The sequence below is a fragment of the Bacillus sp. FJAT-29814 genome (genome assembly GCF_001510715.1).
Taxonomy (GTDB): Bacteria; Bacillota; Bacilli; order Bacillales; family Cytobacillaceae; genus Neobacillus.
In genome coordinates, this window is the sequence record NZ_LMTJ01000002.1 from 34,040 (window position 1) to 56,347 (window position 22,308).

Sequence of the window (22,308 nt, forward strand, 5' to 3'; positions counted from 1 at the left end):
GATGGAGCCCCCGAACATAAAACTTCGAGGGCACTCCGCTCCGATTCCTATTTTAAAACTGACTCTTTCTTATTTACCTCGGAATAAACCTTCGTCGGCAGTCCCCAAAGCTTGATGAAACCAACCGCCGCATCATGATCAAAGGCATCGCCTTTTGTATACGTGGCCAATTCCTCATTATAGAGGCTGTACGGAGATTTGCGGCCGACAACGGTATGATTGCCTTTATGAAGCTTAACGCGAATGGTACCTGACACCACATTTTGTGTTTCTTCAATGAATGCATCTAATGCAGCTTTTAATGGTGAATACCAAAGTCCGTCGTAAATGATTTTCGCCATTTTCTGGTCAATCTGGGTTTTAAATTCGGTAACCTCACGCGGTAATGTTAAAAATTCCAATTCCTTATGGGCATTGATTAAAATTACCGCTGCTGGATTCTCGTAAACTTCACGTGACTTGATTCCTACCAATCTATTTTCAATATGGTCGATCCGACCGACACCGTGTTTACCGCCAAGTGTATTCAACGTTTCAATTAATTGAACAAGCGGTAATTTTTCGCCATTAAGGGCAACTGGAACTCCCTGTTCGAAGTCAATTTCCACATACTCCGCGGCATCAGGAGTTAATTCGATTGGATTCGTCCAGTCGTAAGCCGCTTCAGGTGCTTCGGCCCATGGATTCTCTAGAACCCCCGCCTCGCAGGCACGTCCCCAAATGTTTGCGTCAATGGAGAACGGATTATCCAAATCTACCGGAATTGGAATCCCATTTTGTTCGGCATACGCGATTTCCTCGTCACGGGTCATGCCCCATTCACGGACCGGTGCCACCACTTTTAAGCTCGGATTTAACGCTTGAACGGAAACCTCAAAACGAACTTGGTCGTTTCCTTTGCCGGTACAGCCATGGGCTACAGCGGCAGCGCCCTCTTGTTCCGCAACATCAACCAATAATTTGGAAATTAATGGTCTTGATAATGCCGAAGATATTGGGTATTTTCCTTCATATAAACAATTAGCCTTTAAGGCTGGTAAAATATACTCTTTAGCAAGCATTTCTTTAGCGTCCACCATGATCGCCTTGATGGCGCCGACGTTCAATGCCTTATTTTTGATAGCTTCCAAGTCTTTACCTTCGCCAACATCCAGCCCTAACGCGATTACGTCATAACCATACTTCTCCTGAATCCATTTCACCGAAACAGATGTATCTAAACCGCCTGAATAGGCTAACACGATTTTTTCCTTTGCCATTGTAACGCTCCTTACCATCTTGGGTTCGTATTATTATTCAATCATAGGTATTATTATACATACTTTTTCAAAAAAATCTACTATTAAGCTAGTAATAATTTTAAAATTGCTTTTTGGGCATGCAGGCGGTTTTCGGCTTCATCAAAAACAACCGAATGCGGACCATCAATAATTTCTGCGGATACCTCTTCGCCGCGATGCGCCGGGAGACAATGCAAGAAGATGAAATCGTCTTTTGCATGCTTGCATAAGTCTTCATTTACCTGGTAGCCTTGGAATGCCTCCAAGCGCTTTTCCGTTTCCGCTTCCTGCCCCATCGAAGTCCACACATCTGTTACGATGACATCTGCCCCTGTAACAGCCTTCAGTGGGTCATTCGTAATCATGACGGCGCTGCCCGTTTGTTTGCCAACCTTGATGGCGTTTTCGACAACCGCCCCATTTGGCAAATACCCTGGCGGTGAGGCTACGCTAATATCCATTCCCACCTTGACCGCCCCTTCGAGTAAGGAATGGGGCATGTTGTTATTACCATCACCGATATAAGCTAGTTTCAGCCCCGATAATTTACCTTTATGCTCTAGAATCGTTAACAAGTCGGCCATTACCTGTGTCGGGTGCTGCAGGTCGGTCAGTCCATTGATAACCGGCACGGTTGCATGCTCCGCCAATTCCTCCACCGAGTCGTGGCCGAATGTTCGGATCATAATCCCATCTACATAACGGGACAGCACCTTTGCTGTATCGGAAATACTTTCGCCTCGGCCCAATTGAATATCCTTGGAGCTTAAAAAAATCGCATGACCACCGAGCTGGAGCATGCCAACCTCAAATGAGACCCTGGTACGGGTGGATGATTTTTCAAAAATCATCCCCAATACCTTTCCATTCAAATATGGCTGCGGTTTACCTTGCTTTTGCAATCCCTTCAGTTCCTGGGCAACATCGAGCATATATAAAATTTCTTCACTGGTAAAATCAGAAATCTGTAAAAAGTCTTTTCCTTGTAAATTTATTTTAGTAGCCTCGAGCATGGACAATCCCTCTCTTTTCCAATTGGTAGAACTCGCTGACGGTCATAACTTCAAAATCTGACCCCTCCGGCAGCCCAATCATCGCTTTTACGGTATCGAGATGTGTAAACACCGGCACCTTGTAGCGGACGGCGTGCTCGCGGATTTGGAAGCCAAATTTCTGTTTGTTACGGCCTTGATTCGGAATATTGATAACCGCTTTTACCTTGTTATTTTTGAAAAAGTTTAGGACATCGCCTTCGTCCTTAACCACTTTTTCAACTATGATGCCATGGTTTTGCAGATATTCCGCAGTCCCTTCGGTAGCGGCAAGCTTATTTGTTTTAAGCAGTTCTTCGATAATCGGAAGGCTCACCGGTTTTTCGCGATCAGATACGGAACATAAGATATAATTTCCTTCCCCAAGCGAAGTCATCGCTTTTTCAAACGCTTCTTGATAGCTTTTGCCAAGGCCGAGCGCTTCTCCGGTCGATTTCATTTCCGGCCCGAGCACGTGGTCCACTCCTTTAAGCTTACTGGAGGAGAAAACTGGCGCTTTGACGGAAAAATAACTCGGTTCTGGCTGGAGTCCTGGAGCATAACCAGATAGCGAATCTCCCAACTGGACACCGACGGCCAGTTCAATCATCGGAATTCCGGTCACTTTGCTGATAATTGGCACTGTTCGTGACGAGCGTGGGTTCACTTCAAGGACATAAACCGTATCTCCGTGGATGACGAATTGAATGTTCATCATTCCGACGATTTGGGCTGCTTTGGCAATCCTGTCGGCGTAATCTATTAATGTTTCTTTCATTTTTTCAGTAATCGTAATCGGCGGGAACAGCGAAATGCTGTCACCGGAGTGGACGCCCGCTTTTTCAATATGCTCAAAGATGCCCGGTACGACAATCTGCTTTCCATTGCTGATGACATCAATCTCGCATTCCAGCCCTGGAACATATTTATCTACCAATAACGGCCACATTTTTTCGTGTGACTCAAGCTGTTTGATATACCCCGTTAATTCGTCTTCTGAAAAAATCGTAAACATAGCCTGGCCGCCGATTACATAGGATGGCCTTACTAGAACGGGATACCCGAGCTCTGCAGCACCTGCGAATAATTCATCTGGTGTTTCAGCCGTTTTTCCTTCAATATGTGGAATCTCCAGTTCCTCGAGCAACTGATAAAATTCTTTGCGATCCTCCAAGCGGTCAACATCCTTGACCGAGGTGCCCAAAATTTTAATCCCCTCGTCTTCTAAATCGTGGGCCAGGTTAATTGCCGTTTGCCCGCCAAATTGAATCAGGACGCCTTCAACCTGTTCTTTTTCGATTACATGAAGAACATCCTCGGCCGCGAGCGGTTCGAAGTAGAGGCTGTCGGCAACGGAGTAATCAGTGCTCACGGTTTCAGGGTTATTGTTGATGACAACCGCGGCGTAGCCTTTTTTCTTAAGGGCTTTCGCGGCATGCACGGAACAGTAATCGAACTCAATTCCTTGGCCAATACGGATTGGACCACTGCCAATGACCAGGATTTTTTTCTTATCTGTCGGCTCCACTTCATCAAATCCGTGCCAGGTGGAATAGTAGTATGGTGTAACGGCATCAAATTCAGCTGAGCATGTGTCGACCATTTTATAGCCCGGCTTCCAGTTGAGTTCCTTCCACTTGCTTCTGATTTGTTCTTCAGGAATATGATAAATTTGCGATAATAGCTTGTCGGCAATGTTATGACGTTTAGCCAGCTTCAGTAGCTCAAGCGGGACATTGCTCCATTTGTAAGTTGCCAGTTCAGTTTCTAAAGCGACAACTGAGTTGATTTTGTGTAAAAACCACGGGTCGATCTGGGTCAATTGCTGGACTTTTTCAAGGGTGTAGCCTCTTTTAAAAGCTTCGGCAATCACGAACAGCCGTTGATCGTTGGCTGTTTCGAGGAGCGGTTCCAGATCTGTTTCTTTTAAATATCCGGCTCGGCACAGACCGTACATATTCATTTCCATTGAGCGAATCGCTTTATTTAGCGCCCCTTCGAAGGTCCGATCAATGGCCATGACTTCGCCGGTGGCTTTCATTTGCGTTCCTAGCGTTCTATCCGCTTCGGGGAACTTGTCAAACGGGAAGCGCGGCAGTTTGACGACAATATAATCAATTGCCGGCTCAAACGAGGCAAAGGTATTGCCTGTTATTGGATTCACAATTTCATCCAAGTGATAGCCAATCGCGCACTTCGCCGCCATCCTCGCAATTGGATAACCGGTGGCTTTTGAGGCAAGCGCCGATGAGCGGCTGACCCTTGGATTGACTTCAATGATGTAATATTGATTGGATTCGGGATGGAGCGCGAACTGAATATTGCAGCCTCCAATAATCTCCAACTCACGAATTACCTTTATCGAAACGTCACGGAGCATTTGATACTGGACATCTGTCAGTGTTTGCGACGGGGCGACTACAATGGAATCGCCGGTATGAACGCCGACTGGGTCCATGTTCTCCATATTGCAAACGATGATGCACGTATCATTGGCATCGCGCATGACCTCATATTCAATTTCCTTCCAGCCTTTGATGCTTTTCTCGACTAATACCTGGTGAATCGGGCTGGCTGCCAGACCTTTTTTCAAAACGACTTCCAGGTCCTCTTCGTTATAGGCAAAGCCGCCGCCCTCTCCTCCAAGCGTATAGGCTGGGCGTATGATAACCGGGTAGCCGATTTCTCCGACGAACTGGAGTCCCTCTTCATAGCTGTGAATGATGGCGGATTCCGGAATCGGTTCGCTGATTTGCAGCATCAGATTCCGGAAACGTTCACGGTCCTCGCCGTTTTTTATTGACTCCACGGAAGTTCCGAGAAGTTCGACATTGTATTTTTCAAGAATCCTTTGTTCAAAAAGCTGAACGGCGAGGTTCAAGCCGGTTTGGCCGCCAAGCGTGCCGATCACCCCATCCGGCTTTTCTTTTTGGATGATTTTTTCAATACTTTCAACGGTTAGCGGTTCGATATATACCTTATCGGCAACAGCCTCATCAGTCATGATTGTTGCCGGGTTATTGTTGATCAGGACTACTTCAAGCCCTTCTTCCTTCAGGGCGATGCACGCCTGTGTGCCGGCATAGTCGAATTCTGCCGCCTGCCCGATGACAATCGGGCCTGAGCCAATCACAAGCACTTTTTTCAGTTTTTTATTTAACGGCATAACGTGTCTCTCCCAATGATGCAATCTGTGTAACGAATTCTGTTAAAATATGTGCGGTATCACTTGGCCCCGGATGGGCTTCCGGGTGGAATTGCACAGTTTGAATCGGAAACGTTTTATGCTGCAACCCTTCGATCGACTTGTCGTTCACATTCCGGTAAGTAACGTCAAACACCTTACCGTCAATGCTGTTATCAACGACCACATAGCCGTGGTTCTGGGCCGTGATTTTCACTTTCCCGGTTGTCAGTTCCTTCACTGGATGGTTTCCACCGCGATGGCCGTAGGCGAGCTTTTCAGTTTTGGCGCCATAGGCAAGGGCGATTAATTGGTGCCCTAGACAAATTCCGAGTGTAGGATACTGCTGGCTGATCTTTTTAATTTCCGGGAACCATTTCTTTAGGGACATCGGGTCGCCAGGGCCGTTGCTGATCAAGACACCGTCCGGATTCAGGGCTTTAATTTTTTCAAAAGACGTATTGTAAGGAACGACGCTGACAGCGCATCCTTCAGAAAGCAAGGCGTTCAGGATTGACTTCTTGAAACCAAAATCCATCAGGACCACATGCGGCCCGCTGTTTTTGAAAAATTGTGTCTTCTTCGTTGATACTTGGTCCACCCAGAGTGGAGTTTTCTCTATTGTTGGAAAGCTTGCGTCTGACGTTTTGCTTAAAAACCCTTTAACCGTTCCCCGGCTCCGAATGGTTTTTACAAGCAGTCTTGTGTCAACTCCGGCAATCCCCGGAACGCCCGCCTGCTTTAGTTTTTCGGAAAATTTCTGGAATGACTGATAATGGCTCGGCGTTTCGCATAGGTCGCCGATCACGACACCTGCAAGGGCAGGTGAAATGCTTTCATCGTCCAGGGCGTTGATGCCGTAGTTTCCGATGATTGGATAGCAAAACGTGATGATTTGACCGGCATAGGATGGGTCGGTAATGATTTCCTGATAACCGGTCATACTTGTGTTAAAAACAACTTCGCCGAGAGAGTCTTTGTCTGCCCCAATCAAAATACCTTCAAATACTTCTCCTGTTTCCAAAGTAAGATATCCTTGTTCCAACTAGCCTCACTCGCCTTTCTCTAAACTTTGGAACGTTTCTTCCAGCTTTATAGTGAATTCGTTGATTTCGTCCGTTGTGACAGTCAATGGCGGTAAAATCCGCACCACATTTGGTCCCGCTGTTAAAATGAGCAGGTTGTGGTCGATCGCTTTCTTAGCAATCGCTGATGCATCGTTTTCGACTACCAAACCTTTAAGCAGACCTTTGCCACGGATGTCTTTGATAAAATCATACTTTTGTTTCAAACCTTCTAACTGAAGGTCAAGGTATGAGGCCATTTCATTTGCGTTGGTAAGCACATTGCTTTCAAGTATATGCGATAAAGTTGCTAGGCCAGCTGCCGTAGCTAGCGGATTTCCGCCAAAAGTGCTGCCGTGGCTGCCAGGTTCGAAGCCTTTTGCCGCTTCTTCCTTGGCGATGATTGCCCCGATTGGGAAACCTGAACCAAGTCCCTTTGCAATGCTGATCACGTCCGGCTCGATTGAATATTGCTCGTATGCAAAAAGTGTCCCTGTACGGCCGATGCCTGTTTGGATTTCATCGACCATCAAAAGGATGTCTTGCTGCTCACAAATTTGGGCGAGATTTTGCACCCAGATTGGGTCTGCAGGAATGACGCCGCCTTCGCCTTGAACCAATTCGAGGAGAACCCCTGCCGGCTTTTTTGATTCTAGTTCATCAAGCGCTTCGATATCGTTGTACGGCAGGTAGCTGAATCCTGGCATTAATGGGGCAAACCCTTGCTGGATTTTTTCCTGGCCGGTCGCTGTTAATGTCGCCAATGTCCTCCCGTGAAACGATTGGTTGAAGGTGACAACTTCAGATGAACCGTTCCCCTTCACTTTGTTCGCATATCTTCTGGCAAGCTTGATGGCCGCTTCATTTGCTTCCGCTCCGCTGTTACAGAAAAAAACCTGATCGCCGCAGCTGTTGGCTGTAAGCAGGGCTGCAAGTTGCTCCTGATTCGGGATGTTGTATAGATTGGAACAGTGCCACAGGTTTTGCAGCTGTTCTTCGAGTTTTTCTTTAACTGGATCCGGTACATGGCCGAGGTTGCAGGTGGCAATGCCGGAGGTGAAATCTAATAATTGTGTGCCTTTATCATCCCAGACATAGCTGCCTTTCCCCTTGACCAGGGTCACAGGAAAACGGGCGTAGGTTGGCATAACTGGTGAGAGTTGCGAGACGGTATTTTGGTTTGACATTACGCTATCTCCTCTTCTAAAACGATTTTGGTTCCGATTTGTTTTCCGTTCACGTAATCTAGTAAACTGCTTTTCTCGAAACCGTTTATGATGGCAACTTCACGAATATTGTGGACAAGACCATCGATGGCGGCTTTAACCTTCGGAATCATTCCGCCGTATATGGTTTGATTTTCAATCATTTCTTCGATAATTGCTTTAGAGACTTTGTCTACTTTTGTCTTTACGCCATTTTTTTCGACGAGGATCCCCGGGATATCGCTAATAAAGCATAGGTTCGCTCCGAGTGACTTGGCGATTGCGGATGCGGCAATGTCGCCGTTGATGTTATAGCGTTGGCCGGTAGAATCAATTCCAATTGGAGAGATAACAGGAATGTAACCTTGCTTCACAATTCCCTCAATTACAGTTTGATTTACTTCCACTACTTCACCGACAAATCCCAATGTTTGGGCATCTGATGTCGGTACGGCTTTAAGTAGGTTCCCATCCACACCACTAATCCCAAATGCACTGCCTTGAACTTCTGCAATGTTTCTAACAACCTGCTTATTTACCATCCCGCTCAGGACCATTTCCACAATGTCGAGAACATCGTGGTTAGTTACCCGGAGGCCATTGATGAACTTCGTTTCGATGTTTAAACTTTTTAAAAGTTGATTGATTAAGGGACCGCCACCATGGACCAGAACCGGAGTCCACTCCCCAGCCTGTTGCATCTGGACAATATCCTCATAAAACGACCTTGGCAGATTTTCTAACACGCTTCCGCCGCACTTGATCACTAAGTATTTCATTTCAGCTACACACCCCTTTTATGTGCGGTAGGATGCGTTGATTTTTACATAATCATAAGTAAGGTCGCATCCCCATGCGGTGGCACTGAAGTCACCTTGATTTAATTCAACCGAAATCTTGACATTGTCTGATTCCATATACTTTTTAACTTCTTCCTCAACGAAGACACTTGGCATGCCATTCTCAAATACTTTATATGGACCAATGGCTACTTGTATTTTGTTTGGCTCAATTGGAACACCACTATATCCAGCTGCAGTCACAATTCTACCCCAGTTTGGATCGGTTCCATAAATGGCCGTTTTTACGAGATTGGAAGAAATAATTGATTTGCCTACCACTGTGGCAGCTTCTTTACTGAAGGCTCCATTCACTTCGACTTCAACAAGCTTGGTAGCCCCTTCTCCGTCTCGGGCAATTTTTTTTGCGAGGGATTCACTGACCATTTTCAAACCGCTCACAAAAGTATCCCATTCCGGATGGTCCTTTGTTAGCTGGTCATTTCCTGCCAAACCATTGGCCATGACCAACACCATGTCATTCGTGCTCGTATCTCCATCAACAGTAATCATGTTAAAGGTTTGGTTGGTGATATCCCGAAGCGCTGTTAACAGGTCTTCATGGGCAACGTTTGCATCCGTTGTGACAAAGCCGAGCATGGTGGCCATGTTTGGGTGAATCATTCCGGAACCTTTTGCGGCACCGCCGATGCTGATGGTTTTGCCGTCAATTTGCAGTTGAACTGCAGTGTGCTTTACGCAGGTATCAGTTGTCAGGATTGCTTGCAGGAAATTGTCTTGAGCTTCATATTCATCAAGGAGAATTTCACTAATTCCTGCCTGAATTTTATCCATGGGCAGCAATTCGCCGATTACACCTGTCGATGTGACTGCAACATGATGGTCTTTTACACCAAGTTGTACAGCAAACTGTTTTTGCATTGCATAGGCATCCTTTAACCCTTGCTCTCCGGTGCACGCATTGGCATTCCCTGAATTTACAAGAATTGCTTGAATCTTGTTTTCTTTTGCGATGCTTTCTTGTGTCACTAATAATGGTGCTGCTTGAAAAATATTCGTTGTGTAAACTCCAGCAACCAATGCCGGGACCTCTGAAACAATATAACCGAGATCAAGCCGTTTCCGTTTAACCCCGCAATGTATACCTCCCGCCTTAAACCCTTGCGCCAAGGTAACTCCTTCTTCTTCAAGTACAACTATCTTCTGACTGAATGTGGCTTGAATCAATGTAATTTCCCCCTTTTTGGTCCCTGTTCGTTAATAAAGCTCTTTACCTAGTAAGCTATTTTTTCATCATGGATATATTGGTACGTCACCAAGTCCCATCCTGACATCCCAGCCAAACATGATGTTTGCGTTCTGGATTGCCTGGCCTGCGGCACCTTTGACCAAATTGTCGATTACTGAAATAATGGTCAATCGGTTGGTCCGTGGGTCGACATGAAGGCCGATATCGCAGTAATTGCTGCCCCATACCTCTTTTGTTGCAGGAATAGTTCCAACCGGTCTGATCCTTACAAAAGGTTTATTTTTATAAAATTCATCGTATATTTGATGAACGTTTTCTGTAGAGAGTTTGTTTTTCAACTTTACATAGGTTGTGCACATGATTCCGCGAGTCATCGGTACAAGGTGGGTTGTGAAAGTGACAGTGATGGGATTCCCGCTTTCATCTGAAAGAACCTGTTCGATTTCTGGTATATGCTGATGGGCGCCAAGTTTGTAAGCCTTCAGATTTTCGTTGATTTCAGCGTAGTGGGCGGTTAACGAAAGTCCTCTCCCTGCTCCGCTTACACCAGACTTTGCGTCTATGATTATAGATTCATGGTCTGCAAGTTTTGATTTTAAAATTGGAATCAACCCTAAGCTTGCCGCTGTTGGGTAGCAACCTGGATTGGCAATTAAATTAGCTTTTTTTATTTTTTCTTCATATAGTTCACTTAATCCATAAACTGCCTCATTAAGGTAATTTTCTGGTGGCGAAGAATGCTTATACCAAGTTTCATATTCTTCTGCTGACCTTAGCCGAAAGTCCCCGGATAAATCGATACATTTCATACCGTATTCCCTGAGCTGAGGAACAAGATTTCCACTCACCCCCGAAGGAGTTGCCAGAAAAACGAGATCATTCGTTTCGGACAAACTTTTTGGGTCGAATTTTTCCAAAGGTTGTTCTATCAACCCCGATAAATGAGGATAAGCATCACTAAAGCTATTGCCTGCTTGAGAGTTAGAAACTACAGTACCAATTTGGAAATTTGGATGCTTTTTTAAAAGCCTTATTAACTCAACCGCTCCATAACCAGTACCGCCAATAATCGCAGCCTTCAATATTTCTCACTCCCGCGTTGTTTTATAATGAATTATTATACATACATGTATATAATTATTCAATAAATAAATTGCTTATTTTTTCATTATTTATTTAATTTTTAGATACCTATTTTTGTAAACGCTTTCAGAATTATGTTTATATTTATACAATCTTTATGCATAGAGGCAAAAAAAAGAGACCCGCAAGGTCCCTAATAACGCGATTTTATAAATTTGAGTGCAAAATATTTAAAACCCTTTTTAATTCTTCAACAGCCACCTGTCCAGGTGCTGAAGCCTTTTTGGCAGAAGCAAATGTAATGGATGAGCCAAATACCTCTCCAGCCATTCTGCTTATCAGACCTTGTCCACCCATTGAAATGGTAATGATCGGTCGATCAGCATACTCCTTGTACATGGTGTTGGTTGCATCCAGCAATGTTAGGACATCCTCTGTACTAGAAGGCATGACGGCAATTTTGGGAATGTCGCCTCCCAATTCTTGAGCACGGCGTAGTCTGGCCACGATTTCTTCTTTTGGAGGGGTTTTGTTAAAATCGTGATTTGAAACTATAACGAAAGTTTCGTTTTTATGAACATATTCTATCAGGGATTGGATATCGTTTTCTTCATTAAATAGCTCCACATCGATGAAGTCAGCCAAGCCTGATTGGGCCACTGCTTTGTTAAGTTCAAAATAAAATTGGTTGCTGACTTCTTTTTCACCACCTTCACGTTTACTTCTAAAGGTGAAGATCATTGGAGCTTCATTTAAAATCGTACGAATCTGGAAAAATGCATCCTTTACTTTTTCGATCTGTTCTACATTCTCAAAAAAGTCCACTCGCCACTCGACTAGGTCAAATTCCAATGTCTTTAAAAATTGGGCTTCCTCTATTAAGTCAGTCAGCGTTCGGCCAACCAATGGGACGCAGATTTTCGTAGCCCCTTCGCCAATTGTTATTCCTCTAACTTTAAAAACCTTCTTCATGATAAGACACCTTCTTTATAAAGTTGCTAAAATTTCATCAGCAATTTCTTCCGGATTCTTATAATCTACCTTTATTTTAATATGATGGTTTACGTATACTTCCTGCCTATTTTGATAAAGTTCTAAGGTCTCTTCTATTGATTTGCCTTGGAGTACAGGGCGGTTATCAATAATTAGGTCCAGTCTTTCCTTCCAACTCTCAAAAGATATATCTAGGAAAATGACAGTTGAATTAGATAAGCATGCACTTCGAATTTCTTCTTGTAAAAAAGCTCCCCCGCCTAAAGAAAGTACTAAGTTCGTTTTTCCTGATAAATCGGTTATTACGCTTTTTTCCTTTTCCCTGAAAACCTTTTCCCCATATTTGTTAAAGACTTGGGGAATTGGCATGTTAAATTCCTTTTCAATTACTTCATCAGTATCTATAAATTTCCGATTAAGTTTCTGGGCGACAAGCTTTCCCACCGTTGTCTTGCCGGCACCCATAAATCCTATAAAAACAATACTTTTTCCACTATGTACCATTAAAAGTTTCCATCCATTTCCTTTTGATTTATAAGCTTTTTTTAATCCATTTTTTGGATATTAAAAACAACGACTGAGAGCCTAGTACCGTTAAGGGGACAATCAGGTCCCATAACATAAGGTCCCAGGGTAATAGGGAATATTCGCCATTAACCTTAAATAATAGTATAACTAGCATTGAAGGAATTAGTGAAATCAATACCCAGTAGATAAATAACTTTACCTCTTCCTTATTTATATAATGAACAACCAGAAAACACAGAATTATCATTATTAAATTAGCTATTAGAGAAACAAAAGAAAATACAAAAGTGATACTACCTCCAAGAAATAATGTAAAAAGAGTTATAACCGCCAAAACAAATGGAACACCAAGATACCTCATTCTACATCTCATCCTTCAAATACCTTTGTTTGTATGTTTTCATGCGCAATTATTATTATTATTGCTCTCATGCAACCTTACTACTAAACCCGTACTAACGTATGAGGGACATCTAGCTTCATTCGCTTCCGGATTTGTCCTTCATCCTGCCTAAGAAGAAAGAATTTGCATTGAGTAAGATACTCTATATATTACACCAAACACAATAAAAAACGTAAATATTCTGCAAAGTCAGCAAATGGTGCCTGACACCAATCGCGTTACTACCAACTTGTTAATAGTGATTTCCCTCTCCTGTATACCAAAAAGAGGCCCTCTCCAGAGCCTCCATGTTTATTGCTTCATTTTCGGGTCCAACACGTCTCGTAGCCCGTCCCCCATCAAGTTAAACCCAAGTACGGTCAGCATAATGGCTATGCCCGGGAAAAACAGTGTCCACGGTGCCTGGGTAATGTAATTTTTTGAGTCGGCGAGCATTTTGCCCCACTCGGGTTCCGGCGGCTGGGCACCCAATCCCAGGAAGCCAAGTGCAGCGGCTTCAATAATCGCGGTGGCAATTGCCAGCGTCGCTTGCACGATCACTGGTGAGATACTATTCGGCAAAATATGCCGGAACAGAATTCTCGAGTCCTTCATCCCGATGGCACGGGCTGCCATGATATATTCCTCCTGCTTCACACTTAGCACCTTCGAGCGGACCAACCGGCCAAAGTTCGGCACATTGATGACGGCAATCGCAATCAATGCATTCTGTAGAGATGGCCCCAAAATCGATACAACCGCAATCGCCAAGAGAATACTCGGAAACGCAAGCATAATATCGAAAATTCGCGAAATAATCCCGTCGACCCAACTGCCATAGTAACCAGCGACGATGCCAAGCAGCGTCCCGACGACAACGGATCCTAAAACGGAGAAGAACCCGACCCATAATGAGATACGCGCCCCATATAAGATTCTTGAAAAAATATCGCGGCCAAAATCATCGGTTCCAAACCAATGCTTGCTCGACGGCGCCTGCATCCGGTCAGCCAGCACCTGTTCCTTAAACCCATAGGGTGCAATCCAAGGTGCGATAATCGCGATGACGATAAAAAATAGGACAATCCCTAGCCCAATCACGGCCAGTTTATTTTTATAAAAAGATAGTAACGCTTCCTTCCAAGGGGGTACCAATTTTTCTTCAGCGGGCATCATCGAGATATCGGCTGCATTTTTTGCAAGTTCTGCCATTCTTTATCCCTCCCCTATTTATTGTATTTGATTCTCGGGTCGACAAAGACATACAGAAGATCGACAACCAAGTTAATCAAAACAAAGATCGCAGCAATAATTAAAATCCCTGACTGGATAACTGGATAATCGCGATAGGCAATCGCTTCGTACAAATAACGGCCTATGCCCGGCCACCCAAAGATCGTTTCCGTCAGAATCGCTCCGCCCAACAGAAGTCCGGTTTGCAGTCCGATAACGGTCAAAACGGGGATAATTGCATTTTTCAAAGAATGCTTGTACACGACCCAGAACATTCTTAATCCCTTGGCTCTTGCTGTCCGTACATAATCGGACTTCATGACCTCAAGCATCGTTGCCCGGGTCATTCTCGCAATAATCGCCATCGGAATCGTTGCGAGCGCTGCGCTCGGCATAATCAAATGCTTTAATACGGTTATAAATTGATCAGTTCTTCCTTGAAGCAAAGCGTCGATGAGATAGAAATTTGTTACAGCCGTAACAGGATCGCGAACATTTACCCGGCCTGTCGTTGGAAGCCAGCCCAATTCAATGGAAAAAGCCCATTGAAACATTAAGCCGAGCCAAAAAATCGGCATTGAAACTCCGATTAGTGCTAGCACCATTGCGCCATAATCAAACCATGATCGAGAAAACCAGGCACTGATAATACCGGCATTAACCCCCACCACGACCGCAATGATCATCGCCACAAGCGTCAATTCAGCTGTCGCAGCTAGGAATGGCCAAATTTCCACATTTATCGGACCTCTTGTCCTTAATGAAGTCCCCAAATCACCCTGAAGCAGATTTCCAAGATAGTCAAAATATTGTATGTACCATGGCCGGTCCAGCCCCAGTTCTCTTGTTAACGTGGCAATCGCTTCGGCCGTGGCCTTTTGTCCAAGGATGACCTGGGCGGGATCTCCCGGAATCGCATGAATAATGGCAAAAACAACGAGCGTCATCCCAAATAAAACAGGTATTAAAGATAGCACGCGGCGAATCGTATAAGTGAACATTTTTTTCACCTCTTTTTTGAAAAAAAGGAGAGGCAGAACTACCTCCCCTTCCTGGAATCATTATTTGAACTCAACTTTTGTCAAAGCTTCAGAACCGGTTGGATGTGGTAAGTAACCTGAAACATCCTTTGCGGCAGCAAGCAATGGTCTGGAATGCACAAGCGGCACCCACGGAGCATCCTCTTTAATGATGACTTGCGCTTTCTTGTATAGCTCATTTCGTTTGTCTTTGTCAGGTTCCTGCTGAGCTGCAATCAAGATATCATGAAGCTCGTCATTGCTGTAATAAGCATAGTTGTTGCTTCCAATGCTATCCTTATCAAGCAATGTATAGAGGAAGTTATCAGCGTCGCCATTGTCACCGGTCCAGCCAAGCATGAACATATCAAACTCGCCTTTTCTGGCTTGCTCCAAATATGTCGCCCATTCAGCAGATTTGATATTGGCCTTCACACCAATTTTGCTCAAGCTATCTTGGATAACCTCAGCAACCTTTTGTGCTTCTGGCATGTATGGACGGGCAACAGGCATGGCCCAGAGGTTGATTTCAAAGCCTTTCTCAAAACCGGCTTCCTTCAATAAGGCCTTTGCTTTTTCCAAATCATATGGGTAATCCTTGATCTCGTCGTTATAGCCATCAATGTTTGACGGCATTGGGTTGATCGCCGGTACTGCTTTTCCGGCATAGAACGCCTCAATTAGCGATTTCTTATCGATCGCATGGTTAATCGCCTGACGAACGAGCTTGTTATCAAACGGTTTCCGTGTAGTTGTCATACCGAGGTAACCAACGTTCATAGTCGGACGTTCAATGACCTGTAGGTTCGCATTCGAAGTGACAGTTTTCTCGTCTGAATAGTTTAAACCATCCATAATGTCAATTTCTCCATTGGCAAGAGCGTTCAAGCGCGCTGTGTTTTCAGGAATCACCCGGTAAATAAGTTTATTTAACTTTGGCAGTCCTTTTTGCCAGTAATCAGGGTTCTTTTCAAGCGTGACAGTATCGTTTTGTTTCCATTCCACGAACTTGAATGGACCTGTGCCAACTGGATGGCTTCTGAAATCATCGCCATATTTTTTAACTGCAGCCGGGCTTGCCATACCAAATGGAGACATGGCGAGATTCCAGAGGAACGGTCCAAGAGGTCTAGTTAACACAAATTGAACTGTATGCTCGTCAAGCGCTTTTACCTCTTTAATCACGTGGCCTGGATCACCTTTATAGCCGCCAAAGTTGGCGTAGTATGGGAATTTCTCTTCATCCCCGCCCGCCCAGCGTTCAAAGTTGAAGACAACCGCCTCGGCGTTAAAATCAGTTCCGTCATGGAATTTTACACCCTTACGAAGCTTGAAGGTGTACGTCAATCCATCTTCTGATGGCTCCCATGATTCAGCAAGTCCAGGATGAATGGTTGTATCCTGCTCACCAAACTCGACCAATGTTTCAAACATGTTCTCAGTTACCTTGAAGGCTTCACCTTCAGTAGTTGTGATTGGATCTAGTGATGTGGAATCACCGCCGCGTCCAAAAACGAGAGTATCCTTTGTAGAACCGGAACCTGAACCGCCGTTTGACGCAGGCTCTTTCTTGCCGCCTGTTTCTTCCGTTTTGCCGCTGCAGCCAACAAGAAACATGCTAATGGCCATAATGGCAATCAACAGCATTTTAAACGTATTCTTCTTCATTCTGTTTCCCCCTTTGTAAAAATTTTATTTATATCATCATTGCGCCTTTCACTTGTTATATAAGTGACAGGCAACATAATGACCGTTAAAATTGTGTTCTGCAGGTCTGGATGATTTGCAAATATCCATCACCTGCGAACACCTTGTGTGGAAAGCGCAGCCAGACGGCGGATTAGCCGGGCTGGGCAGCTCGCCTTCGATTAAAATAGGCTGCTTTTTTAAATCTGGATCCGGCACTGGGACCGCTGACAGTAATGCTTTTGTGTACGGATGCATCGGATTTTCATAAAGTTCTTCACTATCTGCCAATTCTATTAATCTGCCTAAATACATCACGCCGACCCGATCGCTAATATGACGGACAACCCCTAGGTCGTGGGCAATGAAAATGTAGGTTAGTTTAAACTCCTCCTGAATATCTTTCATTAAGTTGAGAACCTGCGCCTGAATCGAAACATCAAGGGCTGAAACCGGCTCATCGGCAATAATCAGCTTTGGTTTAGTCATTAACGCTCTGGCAATACCAATCCGCTGGCGCTGGCCGCCGCTGAATTGGTGCGGGTACCGCTTGGCATGATAGCTGCTTAAGCCGACAACCTCTAGCATCTCTTTAACCCGTTTTTGCCGTTCCTCCTTTGTCCCGATTCCATGAACAATCAGCGGCTCTTCGAGAATTTGCTCAACAGAATGCCGGGGATTGAGCGAGGCATATGGGTCCTGGAACACCATCTGGATATCGCGGCGGATTTTTCGCAGCTCATGCTTCGACATTTTCGTAATCTCTTTATCTTCAAAAATAATTCTCCCGTCACTGGCTTCGATTAACCGCATGAGCAGCCGGCCAGTCGTTGATTTTCCGCAGCCGGACTCTCCTACGATTCCCAGAGTCTCGCCTTTTTTCACGTAAAAGGAAACATCATCGACCGCCTTGACCTCACCCGTTTTTTTGCCAAACAGGCCACTTGTGATCGGAAAGTATTTTTTCAAGCCATTCACTTCAAGAAGTAACTCTGGCATGGTGTTCACTCCCTTCCTTCATGGTGTGCAGGAAACAGCGGACTTCGTGTCCATCTTTTTCCGAATGATATAAATCGGGTGTGGCCACGTGGCACTTTTCAAAGCGGTCTGCGCATCGTGCCGCAAAGCGGCAGCCCTGTTGGATCGTTCCCGGTACAGGCACCGTGCCGGGAATACTGTATAACCGTTCCTTCTTGCCTCTTAAGTCTGGAACCGATTTCAACAATCCCTTTGTATAAGGATGCTGCGGGTCTTTTAGGATTTTTCGAACGTCCCCCTGCTCGACAATTTGGCCGGCGTACATGACAATGACGCGCTCACAAATTTCCGCGACAACCCCCAAATCATGGGTAATTAATATGATGGAGGTGTTCGTTTTTTTATTTAAGTCTTTCATTAAGGCGAGGATTTGCGCCTGTATCGTCACATCAAGCGCCGTTGTTGGCTCGTCCGCAATCAGCACCCTCGGATTGCACGCCATCGCCATCGCAATCATCACCCGCTGCCGCATGCCACCGGACAGCTGGTGCGGATGCTCAGTTAGGATCCCTTCTGCCCTCGGGATTCCAACCAGTTTAAGTAATTCTATACTGCGAACTTTTGCCTCTCTTTTGGAGAGGTTTGTATGTAATCGGATGGCTTCACTGAGCTGATTGCCAATTGTAAACAACGGGTTTAACGAGGTCATCGGTTCCTGAAAAATCATCGAGACCTGATTGCCACGAATTTTTCTCCATTCTTTTTCTGAGATATGGGTGAGGTTTTTCCCTTCAAAAATTATTTCTCCCTTTTCTATTTTTCCGGGCGGTGAAGGGATCAGGCCCATGGCTGCCAGTGATGTCACGCTTTTGCCGCTTCCGGATTCGCCGACAATCCCCAGAATCTCTCCTTCTTTTAGTTCGAAGCTGATTCCATCTACTGCCGGGAGCAGCCTTTTTCCCGATTGGAAGGATACTTTCAAATCATTTATTTGCAGGATTGATTGTTTGTCCATATTGCTTACACCTTCTTACTTTCGATTCTAGTAACCAACTATTGTTTTACATTTCGAAATGATTAAAATTTATTCAATATTATGACCATTATGGCATATACCATGGTGAGAATATTGTAGAAATTTGTATGAGAAAATTAGGATGTTTTGTCTAAAAATGTAAAAAGGCGCCTGACACCCGTTATGGGGGTCAGGCACCTTGTTCCTTTTATTGCTTTTGACCTGTATAAATGAGAATCGCATCCCGCAGGAATTCAGCAGTTCCCGGTTGTTCCTTGTCGTAATAGGCAGTGAACCGTTCGTCATCTACATACATTTGTGCAAGTCCTGCGTGTGCCTCTTTACTATATTCTTTCCAATAATAGGTGAGCCATTTTTTGTGAAGGTCAGCCGCTTTTTGTGCCAATTCTCCTGCAGGGTCACCTGTTTTAAATGCTTCTGCAAGAGTTTGTGTTACTCGTTCTGTTAACGTTGTCACTTCCTCATATTGCTCCTGCGTCATGTTCATGAGCTTGGCATTGGATTGGTCCACTTTTTCGTCCCCGTATTTCTCTCGAACTTCCTTACCGTACTTATTCTCGTTATCCTCTATCAGCTTTTTCTTGAAGCCTTCAAATTTCTCTTTATTTGACATGTTCATTCTCCCTTCTGTCGCCGCTATGGTCTTTTCGACATTGGCAATCAATTGATCCAATTGCTTTCGTTTTACGAGGAGCTGCTGGCGATGTTCCTTGAGCGCTTTGTTGCCGTCAAAGAGGGGATCGGTCACGATAGTTTTAATATGGTCAAGGCTTAAACCTAATTCCCGGTAGAAGAGGATTTGCTGCAGACGATCCACTTCCTGTTGACCATAAATCCGATACCCTGACGAATTGATCCTTGCCGGCTTAAGAATCCCCATTTCATCATAGTATCTTAGTGTCCTCGCGCTCACCCCCGCCAAACTGGCAAGCTTCTGAACCGTATACTCCATGCTGTTCACCTCCTCAATCACAACAATACACCTTTACGCAACGTCAAAGTCAACAACTAGTATGCCTATTTTTTTGGAAGTAACCAAAGAGGGCGGCTGTCCACCCCACGAAGACAAATGTCCACGAGTGGTGCCTGACACCAATCCTACTATCCCCCTTATTTTAATAGTGGAAACTTTAAAATTCAGAATTTTAAATTTATTAATTGTTTATGTATACCTTTTCACAAAAAATAGTAGTACAATTGAACTATAGGATATCACATTCTCCAACTCTACTCCCCGTTACTTTCTGGCAGCAAATTTATTCAGAAAGGAGGGATTTCTATGCATGCCACTCGTCCTCTCGTGCAAATCTTTGGGTTAACCTTCGACCTCTCTATTATTATTACCAGCACCATTGCCGCCCTTGTAGTTCTCGTATTCGCGTATGCCTGCACACGGCACATAACGGCAAAAAAACCCGGCAAAATGCAGAACCTTTTGGAATGGGTGATCGAATTTGTCCAAAATATCATGGTGAACTCCATGGGAAGAAAAGACAATATGTTCATTCTTGCCGGGGGTGTGGGACTGATTCTCTATTTGTTCATCGCCAATATTATGGGCGTCCCCTTCTCCTTCATCGCGGGAGCAGACCATGCCACATGGTGGAAATCGCCAACTGCCGATGCCCATGTCACGATGACGCTTGCGATTATGATGATTGTCTACACCCATTTCATCCACATCCGCCTCCATGGGCTTAAAAATTACTTCCTGAGCTTTTTCAAACCATTTAAGGCCCTGTTCGCGATTAACATTTTGGAGCAGTTTTGTACGACGCTTACTCTCGGGCTCCGATTATTTGGGAATATTTATGCCGGGGAAGTGATGCTCGGCATTCTCGCCGCTGCCGCTATGAAAGGATTTCAATCCGGCATCTTTATTGGCATCGGGTCCAGTCTGCTTGCCGCGATTCCAATGATGATTTGGCAGGTATTTTGCCTGTTCATCGGAGCAATTCAGGCGTACATTTTCGTAACGCTGTTTATGGTTTATATTGGTCAACGGGTAAATGAGGCCACCACGTAAGGGTAGGAGGTGTGAAAAATGGGGGAATTTGAAATTTTCGGGATGCCGGTATCATTGGGGACGATGATTTTTCAAGCTGTCATCTTTACCGCGTTAATTTGGATCCTTAAGCAAAAGTTTCTCTCCAAACTCGTGGGCGCGATGGAAAGTCGAAGAGAATCGATCGATAACCAGCTTAATCTGGCGGAAACTTACAAACACGAAGCAGAGGCAGAACTGTTGAAGCAACGGGAAATGACGGAAAAAGCGACGCAGGATGCCAAGCAAATCATAGCGAAAGCTCGCGAGGAAGCGAACATAATAGTAAAAGCAGCTAGAAAAGAAGCCTTCACCATCCGAACAGAAGCCTATGAAAACGAACGTCGGGCGTTGAAAGGACGTGGCGCATCATGAAGTACGAGTTCGTCAAAGAACACGGGAAGTTAATCGAAAAAATCGTCATTGATAACGAACCGAAATGGGTCTATGTCCAATATACGAAAGGGAATCTTGAAAAGTTTGCCTATACATTGAAAAATAATCCTGAAGGTACATCTCATATCGTCGAGAATTTTATGGAGGGGCTCCCGATTTCAGAAGAATTGAAGACGGATGTGAGCAGATTCCTAGCTACGCTGAATACTAGCACCGAAACAAATTTCCAGGCGTTTATAAACTTTCTGGTGCAAACCTTGTCGCTCCACCTGATGGTGGGTATCGCCCTGGCTTTATCGATTTACGGCGGCTATCAGTTGGGGACAAAATTGGATGCACAGTTGGAAATTTATCCGGGTTTCACGATTATTGGGATCTTTTTAGGAATTGCCATTGGAAGTTTGGTTGGCTACGTGATGATGTTAAAATACCTTGGCACCCATGGAGAGAAAGGCAAAATTCCACCAGTGAAAATCGGAGTAAAGAAAAAGCCTGAAACCGGGCACTGGCCTATTATAAGCGTAACCATTTCCGATATCCGCGAAGCGGTTCGCCTATTCGCAGCCGATCTGCCAAAAGGGATTAATCGAACGATTTTAATAAAAGATGACTATAGCATTGATTCCGAACAACTGGCACCGTATCTTGGCGGTGTTCCCAATCGGCCGTTTTATATGTCAAAAGAGACATTCACTATTTACGAGGAGATGGAAAAGGACATCCCACCCCTCCTAGATAAGGTTCAAATAGCGGTCAATTTGTTCTATAAAGTAAACAAAATATACCCGATCCGGCCATACGATCCGCAATACCGGGTCAACTACCACCAGCTGCTGCAAGGCCATTACCTCGATGGCATGCCGCCAATTGATTTTTATTTCACCGACTATGACGGATTGATTACCGACCAGAAACCAGAGAAGAAGCTGGTCGGCGGGTAGGTAATTGGATCTCGGCAGGTTTTTGTGAACCTGTCTTTTTTCTGTTATTTTGGCGCTGCGAGTTCCCACAAGGATGGCTCCTTCAATTTTTGTTTTTCCCGATGACGCCTGAGTTCTGGAGGAAAGCTTTTCCAATTTTTATAGTCATTGTTTGTCCCCCTTGCTGCATAGAGTTT

Annotated in this window: 19 protein-coding genes; 3 read left to right on the forward strand and 16 right to left on the reverse strand. The window is 44.7% G+C overall.

Annotation, left to right across the window (positions count from 1 at the left end; genetic code table 11):
* Nucleotides 1–47: 47 nt before the first annotated feature.
* The 16 genes from AR334_RS04090 to AR334_RS04170 all read right to left on the reverse strand — a co-directional run bounded on the left by AR334_RS04090 (nucleotide 48) and on the right by AR334_RS04170 (nucleotide 19,703).
* Nucleotides 48–1,259 (reverse strand): argininosuccinate synthase, encoded by a 1,212-nt coding sequence (locus AR334_RS04090; protein WP_066305378.1) that lies wholly within the window; start codon nucleotides 1,257–1,259, stop codon nucleotides 48–50.
* Between the two features lie 83 nt (nucleotides 1,260–1,342).
* Nucleotides 1,343–2,293: an ornithine carbamoyltransferase gene (gene argF, locus AR334_RS04095; RefSeq protein WP_066305380.1), complete on the reverse strand. Its 951-nt coding sequence runs from the start codon at nucleotides 2,291–2,293 to the stop codon at nucleotides 1,343–1,345.
* Nucleotides 2,277–5,477 (reverse strand): carbamoyl-phosphate synthase (glutamine-hydrolyzing) large subunit, encoded by a 3,201-nt coding sequence (gene carB, locus AR334_RS04100; protein WP_066305388.1) that lies wholly within the window; start codon nucleotides 5,475–5,477, stop codon nucleotides 2,277–2,279. Before carB ends, argF begins: the two co-directional genes overlap by 17 nt.
* Nucleotides 5,464–6,540 carry a carbamoyl phosphate synthase small subunit gene (locus AR334_RS04105; protein ID WP_066305390.1) on the reverse strand — a complete coding sequence of 359 codons (1,077 nt, stop codon included), beginning with the start codon at nucleotides 6,538–6,540 and terminating at the stop codon, nucleotides 5,464–5,466. The genes carB and AR334_RS04105 overlap by 14 nt, the downstream gene beginning before the upstream one ends.
* Before the next feature lie 6 nt (nucleotides 6,541–6,546).
* Nucleotides 6,547–7,746, reverse strand: a complete 1,200-nt coding sequence (locus AR334_RS04110) for an acetylornithine transaminase (RefSeq protein ID WP_066305392.1) — start codon at nucleotides 7,744–7,746, stop codon at nucleotides 6,547–6,549.
* Nucleotides 7,746–8,543 (reverse strand): acetylglutamate kinase, encoded by a 798-nt coding sequence (argB, locus tag AR334_RS04115; protein WP_066305397.1) that lies wholly within the window; start codon nucleotides 8,541–8,543, stop codon nucleotides 7,746–7,748. The genes AR334_RS04110 and argB overlap by 1 nt, the downstream gene beginning before the upstream one ends.
* An 18-nt stretch (nucleotides 8,544–8,561) precedes the next feature.
* Nucleotides 8,562–9,788 (reverse strand): bifunctional ornithine acetyltransferase/N-acetylglutamate synthase, encoded by a 1,227-nt coding sequence (gene argJ / locus AR334_RS04120; protein WP_066307642.1) that lies wholly within the window; start codon nucleotides 9,786–9,788, stop codon nucleotides 8,562–8,564.
* A 69-nt stretch (nucleotides 9,789–9,857) separates the two neighbouring features.
* On the reverse strand, nucleotides 9,858–10,895 hold the full coding sequence (gene argC, locus AR334_RS04125) for an N-acetyl-gamma-glutamyl-phosphate reductase (protein WP_066305400.1): 1,038 nt from the start codon (nucleotides 10,893–10,895) through the stop codon (nucleotides 9,858–9,860).
* A gap of 208 nt (nucleotides 10,896–11,103) precedes the next feature.
* Complete coding sequence (gene aroD, locus AR334_RS04130; protein ID WP_066305411.1) at nucleotides 11,104–11,868, reverse strand: type I 3-dehydroquinate dehydratase; 765 nt, start codon at nucleotides 11,866–11,868, stop codon at nucleotides 11,104–11,106.
* Nucleotides 11,869–11,883: 15 nt separating this feature from the next.
* Nucleotides 11,884–12,393 carry a shikimate kinase gene (locus tag AR334_RS04135; RefSeq protein WP_066305415.1) on the reverse strand — a complete coding sequence of 170 codons (510 nt, stop codon included), beginning with the start codon at nucleotides 12,391–12,393 and terminating at the stop codon, nucleotides 11,884–11,886.
* A 718-nt stretch (nucleotides 12,394–13,111) separates the two neighbouring features.
* Complete coding sequence (gene nikC / locus AR334_RS04145) at nucleotides 13,112–14,011, reverse strand: nickel transporter permease (protein WP_066305423.1); 900 nt, start codon at nucleotides 14,009–14,011, stop codon at nucleotides 13,112–13,114.
* Between the two features lie 14 nt (nucleotides 14,012–14,025).
* The gene (locus AR334_RS04150) at nucleotides 14,026–15,033 is read right to left on the reverse strand and encodes an ABC transporter permease (protein ID WP_066305426.1); all 1,008 of its coding nucleotides are present in this window, start codon (nucleotides 15,031–15,033) and stop codon (nucleotides 14,026–14,028) included.
* Between the two features lie 60 nt (nucleotides 15,034–15,093).
* Nucleotides 15,094–16,719 (reverse strand): ABC transporter substrate-binding protein, encoded by a 1,626-nt coding sequence (locus tag AR334_RS04155; protein ID WP_066305433.1) that lies wholly within the window; start codon nucleotides 16,717–16,719, stop codon nucleotides 15,094–15,096.
* A 48-nt stretch (nucleotides 16,720–16,767) separates the two neighbouring features.
* On the reverse strand, nucleotides 16,768–17,736 hold the full coding sequence (locus tag AR334_RS04160; RefSeq protein ID WP_066305442.1) for an ABC transporter ATP-binding protein: 969 nt from the start codon (nucleotides 17,734–17,736) through the stop codon (nucleotides 16,768–16,770).
* On the reverse strand, nucleotides 17,717–18,730 hold the full coding sequence (locus AR334_RS04165; protein WP_066305445.1) for an ABC transporter ATP-binding protein: 1,014 nt from the start codon (nucleotides 18,728–18,730) through the stop codon (nucleotides 17,717–17,719). Before AR334_RS04165 ends, AR334_RS04160 begins: the two co-directional genes overlap by 20 nt.
* 208 nt (nucleotides 18,731–18,938) lie before the next feature.
* Nucleotides 18,939–19,703 (reverse strand): MerR family transcriptional regulator, encoded by a 765-nt coding sequence (locus AR334_RS04170; protein ID WP_066305449.1) that lies wholly within the window; start codon nucleotides 19,701–19,703, stop codon nucleotides 18,939–18,941.
* A 327-nt stretch (nucleotides 19,704–20,030) separates the two neighbouring features.
* Here AR334_RS04170 and atpB point away from each other — a divergent pair, with 327 nt between their 5' ends.
* The 3 genes from atpB to AR334_RS04185 are packed head-to-tail and all read left to right on the forward strand — an operon-like array spanning nucleotide 20,031 to nucleotide 22,132.
* Nucleotides 20,031–20,777 (forward strand): F0F1 ATP synthase subunit A, encoded by a 747-nt coding sequence (atpB, locus tag AR334_RS04175; protein ID WP_066305451.1) that lies wholly within the window; start codon nucleotides 20,031–20,033, stop codon nucleotides 20,775–20,777.
* Nucleotides 20,778–20,795: 18 nt separating this feature from the next.
* The gene (locus tag AR334_RS04180; RefSeq protein ID WP_066305453.1) at nucleotides 20,796–21,170 is read left to right on the forward strand and encodes an ATP synthase F0 subunit B; all 375 of its coding nucleotides are present in this window, start codon (nucleotides 20,796–20,798) and stop codon (nucleotides 21,168–21,170) included.
* Nucleotides 21,167–22,132 (forward strand): AtpZ/AtpI family protein, encoded by a 966-nt coding sequence (locus AR334_RS04185; protein WP_066305460.1) that lies wholly within the window; start codon nucleotides 21,167–21,169, stop codon nucleotides 22,130–22,132. The genes AR334_RS04180 and AR334_RS04185 overlap by 4 nt, the downstream gene beginning before the upstream one ends.
* The last annotated feature ends 176 nt before the right edge of the window (nucleotides 22,133–22,308 follow it).

Coding starts and splice junctions, on each gene's coding strand:
- AR334_RS04180 (WP_066305453.1), top strand. CDS start 20,796: ATGGGGGAATTTGAAATTTTCGGGATGCCGGTATCATTGGGGACGATG.
- nikC (WP_066305423.1), bottom strand. CDS start 14,011: ATGGCAGAACTTGCAAAAAATGCAGCCGATATCTCGATGATGCCCGCT.
- AR334_RS04135 (WP_066305415.1), bottom strand. CDS start 12,393: ATGGTACATAGTGGAAAAAGTATTGTTTTTATAGGATTTATGGGTGCC.
- AR334_RS04150 (WP_066305426.1), bottom strand. CDS start 15,033: ATGTTCACTTATACGATTCGCCGCGTGCTATCTTTAATACCTGTTTTA.
- AR334_RS04155 (WP_066305433.1), bottom strand. CDS start 16,719: ATGAAGAAGAATACGTTTAAAATGCTGTTGATTGCCATTATGGCCATT.
- carB (WP_066305388.1), bottom strand. CDS start 5,477: ATGCCGTTAAATAAAAAACTGAAAAAAGTGCTTGTGATTGGCTCAGGC.
- aroD (WP_066305411.1), bottom strand. CDS start 11,868: ATGAAGAAGGTTTTTAAAGTTAGAGGAATAACAATTGGCGAAGGGGCT.
- argB (WP_066305397.1), bottom strand. CDS start 8,543: ATGAAATACTTAGTGATCAAGTGCGGCGGAAGCGTGTTAGAAAATCTG.
- AR334_RS04165 (WP_066305445.1), bottom strand. CDS start 18,730: ATGGACAAACAATCAATCCTGCAAATAAATGATTTGAAAGTATCCTTC.
- AR334_RS04170 (WP_066305449.1), bottom strand. CDS start 19,703: ATGGAGTATACGGTTCAGAAGCTTGCCAGTTTGGCGGGGGTGAGCGCG.
- AR334_RS04110 (WP_066305392.1), bottom strand. CDS start 7,746: ATGTCAAACCAAAATACCGTCTCGCAACTCTCACCAGTTATGCCAACC.
- atpB (WP_066305451.1), top strand. CDS start 20,031: ATGCATGCCACTCGTCCTCTCGTGCAAATCTTTGGGTTAACCTTCGAC.
- AR334_RS04185 (WP_066305460.1), top strand. CDS start 21,167: ATGAAGTACGAGTTCGTCAAAGAACACGGGAAGTTAATCGAAAAAATC.
- AR334_RS04090 (WP_066305378.1), bottom strand. CDS start 1,259: ATGGCAAAGGAAAAAATCGTGTTAGCCTATTCAGGCGGTTTAGATACA.
- AR334_RS04160 (WP_066305442.1), bottom strand. CDS start 17,736: ATGCCAGAGTTACTTCTTGAAGTGAATGGCTTGAAAAAATACTTTCCG.
- argF (WP_066305380.1), bottom strand. CDS start 2,293: ATGCTCGAGGCTACTAAAATAAATTTACAAGGAAAAGACTTTTTACAG.